The following is a 1,128-nucleotide window of genomic DNA, read 5'->3' on the forward strand; positions in this document are numbered from 1 at the left end:
GAGCAGGTCGGGCGCTGCCGTGGATGCGGAGTCACCGGCTGCTGCAAGGTGCAGGGGGCCTCGTGTCGTATCGTCGCCAATAACCCGGATACCTGCGGGTTCAGGGGAAGATCCGGCCGGGCCTTCGTCAGCCATCACCGGTACGCATGCCAGCGCCAGCAGGACGCACGCCCCGATGAAGAGGAGGGGCGTTCGCGATCCGTTCGACTGCTGTGCATAAAGCATCGCAATCAGAGCTCCGTAAAGAGCGCCGCAATGTCGGCATAGTCGATACGGCCGTTGCCGTTGAAGTCAAAGAGCGCCACCGGCTGGTTCGCTGCGATCCATTCCATATACTCAAAGAAGAGGGTGACGTCAGCAAAATCGGCACGGCCGTTCGCGTTGAGATCCTCAAAGAGCCCATCGTTGTCGGGATCGGTGGGAATGCCGCCCTGGCCCGGCAGGGCAACCGGCTCTTCAACAACCGGCATTCCGTCCCAGCCGGCAATGCGGGCGAACATGTGCCACGCGGCATAGGCCTTCTGGTTGGCGTTCAGCGGCTGGCTGTGTGCGGAACTGCAGCTATACCATTTTCCGGGGTTGGCATTCTGCCAGTCGATCGCCCAGTTCCGGTCCCGGCTGCCATTGCCGTCAGAGTCGTAATCGCAGTTGTCGTTTGCCCTCAGGGCCATGTAATTGACAAGGCCATCGGGATCGTAGCTCTCGATGTCGGCAAAGTCGAAGAGGACCTTGTTGCTGGCCCGTGCATAGGCGCGGATCTGCTCGTTCCTCTGGTTCAGGTTGCCATTCGTTCCCGTTCCGTCAAGGTGGCCGGTCATATACACGAATGTAACGTGCGGGTACTCGGTCTCGAGCTGGTTCATCAGGTTAAGGTACAGGTCGATATTGGCCGCGGTTGTGTCGGCCTGCCCGCACCACGACCACATGATGACATTGACATCCGGGTTCGCGTTCAGGTACGTGCGGGTGCGGTCTGCCCACGAGGTCCGGTCGGGGTTGCCGAGATCGCCGGACATTGCATAGTCGTGGAGGTCGAGTGCGCCGCCCGTGCCGCCGTTGTTCCACCGGTAGGTGGCGCCGCCGTAGTGCGCGCCGGCAAACGAGACGAGGCCGGACATACCGCTCGTG

Annotated in this window: 1 protein-coding gene and 1 pseudogene; both read right to left on the reverse strand. The window is 61.7% G+C overall.

Annotation, left to right across the window (positions count from 1 at the left end; translation table 11 throughout):
* The coding region (locus CW742_RS14400; protein ID WP_292421561.1) for a hypothetical protein at window positions 1-225 on the reverse strand (225 nt) is incomplete at its 3' end.
* A gap of 5 nt (window positions 226-230) precedes the next feature.
* A pseudogene (locus CW742_RS14405) lies at window positions 231-1,128 on the reverse strand (hypothetical protein); the annotation flags it as partial.

It is taken from the genome of Methanoregula sp. (assembly GCF_002835825.1).
GTDB lineage: Archaea > Halobacteriota > Methanomicrobia > Methanomicrobiales > Methanospirillaceae > Methanoregula.